We start from the raw sequence: 6,729 nt of genomic DNA, 5'->3' as shown, positions 1-6,729 counted from the left end.
GCCTCTGCAAAAGTCGCTGCCAAACCGCTTTTTTTCGCACAGGGAAACTTGCATACACCAAAGCCGCTCAAGGTACGGCTTAAAATAAAACCAATGCCAAGAATCCCGATATCCAGCAATTTTGCTTCTGTCCAAATGCCAAAAGCTGCCAGAAAATAACTACAACATGCAATGATTGCAAATGCTCCGGTATGCGGATCTTTTAAAATTTCAAGCCGCCGTTCTGTCGTCTGCCAGGAGCTTAATGCATCGGATGTATCCAAAAAACCATCCAGATGAATTCCACCGGTCACCAGCACTGGAATCAATACTGCCACTGCCGCCTGTAACATCACGCCAAATCCTGCGATCCCGCACAACCAGTACCAGAGCCACAAAAGTGCACCGATCACTGCACCGATCAGTGGAAAATAGCATAATGTATTTTTCATATTTTCTTTTGTCCATGTGATCTGTGGCATTGGTATTTTAGAATACATGGAAAATGCCACAATCAGACTTTCCAGACATTTCATAGTTACACTCTGTCTCTTTCTTTTTTCATTAAAATCGGAATACCGCAGACCACCTCATACACCTGATCTGCCAGCACTGCCACTTCCTGATTGATTTCACCCAGAATCCGCATATATAATTTCGTGCCGGGATCATATTCGATCCCATCATCAAAAATATTATTGCTGACGATTACCAGATGTTTTGCCTCTGCTGCCAAATGCCGGATTCCCTGCAAAATTGCATCCTTACAGTCTTCACCCCGTCCTTCCGGTGCAAACATTTCATTCGCCACCAGATTTGACATACACTCCAGCAATGCCGTACATTCTTTCGGAAGAGAAACCTCTTCCAGGTGCGTTCCCTGTTCAATGGTCGCAAACCCTTTCCCGCTGCGTGCTCTCCGGTGTTTGCGAATCCGCGCCCGGCTTTCTTCATCAAATGCCTGCATCGTTGCGATATATCGTTTTTCCACTGCCGGCAGCTTCATACAGCAGTTTTCCGCAAATTCCGATTTTCCGCTGCCACTGCCTCCGGTTACCAGTATGATCATCGCGTCATTCCGTCCATTTCTTTTTTATCTATTTACAGTTTATATAAGCTGAATTTATAAATACTCTCTCATATATTATTATTTCACCATAACTTATTTATTTTAATCCAATGGTTGATATGCTTCAACCTCTATCTGTGCAAACGTGCTCATTTTGTGATAAATATCTGACGCAAAATCCAGCAGCGGAAAAATTGCCACCGCACCGCTGCCCTCGCCCAGACGCATTTCACATGTCAAAAACGCTTCTTTTTGCAACGCATGCAGCAAAATATCTGCCCCCGGCTCCTGTGAAACGTGGGACGCCAGAATATAGTCTGCACATTCCGGCACCAGACGTACCGCCGTCAGCGCTGCCACCTGTGAAATAAATCCATCCATGATCACCGGTATCTGCAGCGCTGCACCGCCAAGGAACAACCCGCACATTCCCGCAATATCAAATCCACCCACTTTTGAAAGTACATCCAGTGGATCTGACGCATCCGGCTCATGCAGGAAAATTGCCCGCCGAATTGCCTGCACTTTGCGTTTCAGACCATCTCCGGATAATCCCGCACCACGCCCGGTCACCATTTCCGGCTCCATGCCAAGAAAAACTGCTGTCATTGCACTGCTGGTAGTCGTATTTCCGATTCCCATCTCACCGGTTGCAAGCAGCTCATATCCCAGATTCTTTAATTCCTGCGCCTTGGCAATGCCCGCTTCAATTGCTGCAACTGCCTGCGCTCTGGTCATCGCCGGCTCTTTCGTCATATTTTTTGTTCCGTAAGCGATTTTTCGTTTTTCCACCCTGGGCGTATCTACTGCCATTCCGATATCCACCGGAAAAATGCCTGCTCCCGCGCGTTTGCACATGATTGCCACACAGGATTTTTCATCCAGAAAATTCTCTGCCACGGAAGCAGTCACTTCCTGTCCGCACTGTGTAACGCCTTCTTCCACCACGCCATTGTCCGCACACATGATCACCAGTGCTTTATTTTCAATATGAATCTGCGGCGTGCGCTGGATTCCCGCGATCTGAATGATCACATCCTCCAACCGTCCAAGACTTCCCAATGGTTTTCCCAGACTGTCCCAGTGCTCCTTTGCATCTTCTTTTGCCTTCTGATCCACCGGTCTGATTCGGTGTATCGTTTCTTCCAGTGTCATGCTTCTTCCTCCATGCTGCCATGTTTCCTGTTCCCAGTTTCTGCATGCTTTCACAAAATTTGCCGCAAATGCCGGATTGGAATAATAATACAAATGTGGAAATCCTGCTGCATGCGTTTCAGACGCCTGCATACAATCCCATCCCCGCTTCCGCCGCGGCTTTTGCGCCCGAAACGCATCACCGTTTTCACTGCTGTCAAAATAGTGAAATTCATGAGCACGAATCGTCTCTCCCGCTTCTCCCAGAATCTGTTCTTTCTGCGCTGTCAGCTCCACATAACCAAAACGCCCCAGTTTTCCGGTATAAAACGCATGTCCCGGCAAAACACCAACCATCTGCCAGCGCTCTTTTTTCATATCCTCCATCGTCTCATGCAGATACATAAAACCACCACATTCTGCCAGATATGGCATGCCTGCCTCAATCTGCCTGCGAAAACTCTCTTTCATTGTCTCATTTTCACTGAGCTGCTTTGCATACAATTCCGGATAACCGCCGCCGATCAGCAGTCCATGCAAATTCTCCGGCAGTTTTGCATCATGCAACGGGGAAAAAGGAACGATCTGTGCTCCCATTGCTCTTAGCAGATCCAGATTATCTTCATAATAAAAACAAAACGCTTCATCTCTGGCAACTCCGATGCGAACCGGATGCTCCCCCTGACTCTGATTCTGTTCCTTTCCGCTTTCTTTGCAATTCTCCTCTGTCGCTACCTGCAGCTCCGGATAAAAATCTTCCATTTTTTGTTCCTGCAACATGGATGCTCCTGCTGCCACTGTTAAAATTTTATCCAGATCCAGTGTTTTTTCCAAAATTTCTGCCAGTTTTTCAATCCGTTCCTGCAGATCTGTCATTTCTGCCGGTGTCACCAGTCCCAGATGCCGGCTCTCGATGACACATTCTGCCACCTTCGGCACGTATCCAAGCACTGGAATTTTACAATTTTCCTCAATCAACGGACGTAAATCCTCACACATCACCTCTGACGTCTGATTTAAGATCACGCCACAGATATGTGACTTTTTCTCCATCTGCAAAAATCCCCGGATCAGCGCCACCACAGACCGACTCATTCCGCGCATGTTTACCACCAGAATTACCGGTGTGTCCGTAATATCTGCCAGTTCCCATGACGAAGCCTGTGTCGTAATCCCTGCCACACCGTCATAAAATCCCATAACGCCTTCCATTACTGCCAGATCTGCCTGCGCCGCATTTTTACAAAACAGTGCCTTCGTCAGTTCCCGACCAGTAAAATAAGAATCAAGATTCCGGGAAGGAATTCCAAGCACCTGTGTATGAAACAGCGGATCAATATAATCCGGTCCACATTTAAAAGACACCGGGTGTACCCCTCTGTTTTTGAACGCCTGCAGCAAACCACAGGTGATCAGCGTTTTTCCACTTCCGCTTGCCGGTGCCGCCAGCATAATACGTGGTATCTTCATGCGTTTTTCCCTCCCATTCTGATTCCTATCTACTTTTTATCAATCTCTTTTATCTCAGCCTGAGTTGAGACTCCCACCACTGATACTAGCTTGTTTCTCACCACCTATAGAGGTGGGAGTCATCTCCCATCTGATGTCATTCTGCCCGGAAATGCCGCCAAAAGCAATCACATACACCGGATTTTGCCCCATCATCATATGATAATGTCCCAGTAGTTTTGATTTTGCGATCGTAACCGCTGTGATCTCTGCATCCTTGATTTCCAGTTCCTGAAGCAGTACCGTTATCTCTGCCAGCGATTCCAGTGCGATACAGTTGATCACAATGCGGATCTGAGGATTTAACTCCCTCAATTTTGTGATAATCTCCCGCATATTTCCGCCGGTGCCGCCCAAAAACGCATGGGTTGGCACTTCCAGTCCCTGCATTGTCTCCGGCGCTTTTCCATGCACGATCTGCACATTCGGAACCTGAAACTTTTTCTGATTTTCCCGAATCAGTGCCACCGCTTCTTCCTTTCGTTCTATGGCATACACGCTTCCTTCCGGGATCATCCGCGCCATTTCTATAGAAACAGAACCGGTTCCGGCACCAATATCATACACAATAGAATCCCGGCGAAGCTGCATTTTTGATACGGAAATACTTCGCACTTCCTCCTTGGTCATCGGGACTTTTCCTCTGATAAATGCTTCGTCCGTAATGCCATGTGTCACCACAAAATCATCCGGTGTCTGTTTCTGAAGCAGTGCCACACTGACGCCCTCTGTCTGATAATCCAGAAACTGTTCCGGTGTCGCCGTTGTAATCTGTTCCTGTGGATAACTGAGATCCGTTCCCACTGACATTGTCACCTGACCAAATCCATAAGTCACCAGTTCTGCCGCAAGCTGACGAATACTCTCTGCTCCGGAAGCCAGCGTAAACACCTTTTCATTTCTGCTCAATGCCGCAATGATATTTGCCCTGCGTCCATGTACACTCATAAGTTTCATATCGTCCCAGGATGTATGCAGTTTTGATGCAAAATACACTGCACTTGAAATGCCACAAAGCAAATCCACTTCAACTTCCGGCAGCGCATCCACCAGTTTCTTTGCGCCACTGTAAAATCCCACATCTCCGGACAGCGCGATCACAATATTGCCATATTCCTCATGTGAGTGGATATACTCTACAATCTGCTGACTCAGGTACATGGATACCATTGGTTTTTCTGTATCTAAAACCTGTTCCACAGCGTTCAGCATACGCTTTGCCCCGATAATGCAGTCCGCCTGATTGCAGGCACGAACGCCCTCTACCGTCATATTTTCTGCCGCACCCATTCCGATACCAAGCAGCGTTACTTTTCTTCGTGTTGCTGCCTTTTTCCCCGGTTTGCAGCTGCTTAACTTTTCAACTGTTTCTGAAACATTCAAACTATTGCCTTTTTCTGTATCTGCTTCTTCTACATGACAACTTTCTTTCCCCTGAGCTTCTTGCACCTCATTCTTAGGACTGAAAAGTTTCTCCCTCACACTTAAAATTTTCTCCTGAATCTCCTCCAGTGAAAATCCCTGTTCCTGCACAGGACGGCGAATGACCACACAGACTGATCCAGCTTCTTTCGCTGCCTCTGCCTTCTGTGCAAATCCACCTGCATTGCCGGATTCCTTTGTCAGCAGAAACTTTGCCTGCACTTCCCGCAGCATTGCCACATTCAATTCCTTTGAAAATGGTCCCTGCATACAGATCAGCTGCTTTTTGCTCAAGCCCAGTTCTTCTGCCAACGGAAAAATTTCCGGTTGCGGAAGTACCCTTGCATACAAGCGCTCCCGGTCAGAAATCCGTTCTGCCACCATCGGCAATTCCTTCATTCCCGTTGTCAGGAAAATCCGTCCATTTTGCATTTCCAACCACTCCGCTGCCGATTCACAATCCGGAAATGTCACCAGATCTGAAAATGCTGATAAATCAATCTGCCCACGTAACAGACGCACATAACGCATCCCGGTGTTTTCACAGGCAGTCCGAATATTTTTCGTCACTTCCGCCGCATGTGGATGCGTGGCATCGATTACTGCCTGAAAAGGCGCTCCTGATCGTTCCTGTATATAGTTTTCCATCTCCGGCTCCGTCATTCTGCCGGTATGAACCTGAATATAATCCGTTGCCGCAAGCAATTTTTCTCCATATTCGGTGGCCACACAGACCTCTGCACAGATCTGATGTTCCTGCAAAAATTCTGCCAGTTTCCGTCCTTCACTTGTTCCGGCAAAAATCAGGTATTCCGCATGTTTTTTCATATCCGATATCCTCTTGGTGTCACCATTGCTCCATTGATTTCTTTTGTCTGGGAGTTGCCGATAAATACGGTGGTAAACATATCCACTTTTGCATTTCGAAGTTCTCCCAGTGTATAAATCTGCTTCTGTTCGCCTTCTCTGCCAATATTGCTTACCGTCGCGCAGACCAGACTTTCCGGTTGATATTTTAGAATTAGATCACAGGCTTTCTGTAGATAATCATACCGCTTTTTGCTGGACGGGTTGTACAGACAGATGACAAAATCTGCCCCTGCCGCCGCCAGCAGGCGTTTTTCAATTTTTTCCCATGGCGTCAGAAGGTCACTGAGACTGATCACCGCAAAATCATGGATCAAAGGTGCGCCAAGCACGGATGCTCCACCGATTGCTGCTGTCACCCCCGGTACACATTCTACCTCTACCTCCGGATATTCTTCTCCGATTTCCAGCATCAGACCACTCATGCCATACACACCGGCATCTCCGCTGCAGATCATTGCTGTTGTTTTTCCTGCACTTGCTGTCTCAAATGCCATCCGGCAACGCTCCACTTCCTGTTTCATCGGTGTGGTTAAAAATTCTTTTCCTGCAAAATGCTCCCGCACCAGATCCACATACACTGTATATCCGATGATGACTTCGCAGCTTTCCAGTGCTTTCGCTGCCCGGATCGTCATCTGTTCATAAGCGCCCGGTCCAATTCCTACTACATATATTTTCTTCAATGTTGTTTCCTTTCCATCATTCAAGTCGAACGCACGTGAGACTTGGTGCGTGATTCTGGTCAG

5 protein-coding genes are annotated in these 6,729 nt (G+C 47.4%); all 5 read right to left on the bottom strand.

Annotation, left to right across the window (positions count from 1 at the left end):
• The coding region (locus LG34_RS12090; protein WP_109216292.1) for an adenosylcobinamide-GDP ribazoletransferase at window positions 1–515 on the bottom strand (515 nt) is incomplete at its 3' end.
• Window positions 516–517: 2 nt separating this feature from the next.
• On the bottom strand, window positions 518–1,048 hold the full coding sequence (locus LG34_RS12085) for a bifunctional adenosylcobinamide kinase/adenosylcobinamide-phosphate guanylyltransferase (RefSeq protein ID WP_109216291.1): 531 nt from the start codon (window positions 1,046–1,048) through the stop codon (window positions 518–520).
• A 102-nt stretch (window positions 1,049–1,150) separates the two neighbouring features.
• The gene (locus LG34_RS12080) at window positions 1,151–3,652 is read right to left on the bottom strand and encodes a cobyrinate a,c-diamide synthase (RefSeq protein WP_109216290.1); all 2,502 of its coding nucleotides are present in this window, start codon (window positions 3,650–3,652) and stop codon (window positions 1,151–1,153) included.
• A 54-nt stretch (window positions 3,653–3,706) separates the two neighbouring features.
• Entirely contained in the window at window positions 3,707–5,941 is a 2,235-nt protein-coding gene (gene cobK / locus LG34_RS12075) for a precorrin-6A reductase (RefSeq protein WP_109216289.1), read from the bottom strand.
• Window positions 5,938–6,666 carry a precorrin-3B C(17)-methyltransferase gene (cobJ, locus tag LG34_RS12070; RefSeq protein WP_109216293.1) on the bottom strand — a complete coding sequence of 243 codons (729 nt, stop codon included), beginning with the start codon at window positions 6,664–6,666 and terminating at the stop codon, window positions 5,938–5,940. The genes cobK and cobJ overlap by 4 nt, the downstream gene beginning before the upstream one ends.
• Window positions 6,667–6,729 lie beyond the last annotated feature (63 nt).

It is taken from the genome of Eubacterium ramulus, assembly GCF_003122485.1.
Lineage (GTDB): Bacteria > Bacillota > Clostridia > Lachnospirales > Lachnospiraceae > Eubacterium_I > Eubacterium_I ramulus_A.
Note: the sequence above shows the minus strand (reverse complement) of the source record. Positions and strands in the feature narration are given on the sequence as shown.

What these genes read in the sequence shown, in the direction of transcription:
- LG34_RS12085 (WP_109216291.1), bottom strand. Translation starts at nt 1,048, where the DNA reads ATGATCATACTGGTAACCGGAGGCAGTGGCAGCGGAAAATCGGAATTT.
- LG34_RS12080 (WP_109216290.1), bottom strand. Translation starts at nt 3,652, where the DNA reads ATGAAGATACCACGTATTATGCTGGCGGCACCGGCAAGCGGAAGTGGA.
- cobK (WP_109216289.1), bottom strand. Translation starts at nt 5,941, where the DNA reads ATGAAAAAACATGCGGAATACCTGATTTTTGCCGGAACAAGTGAAGGA.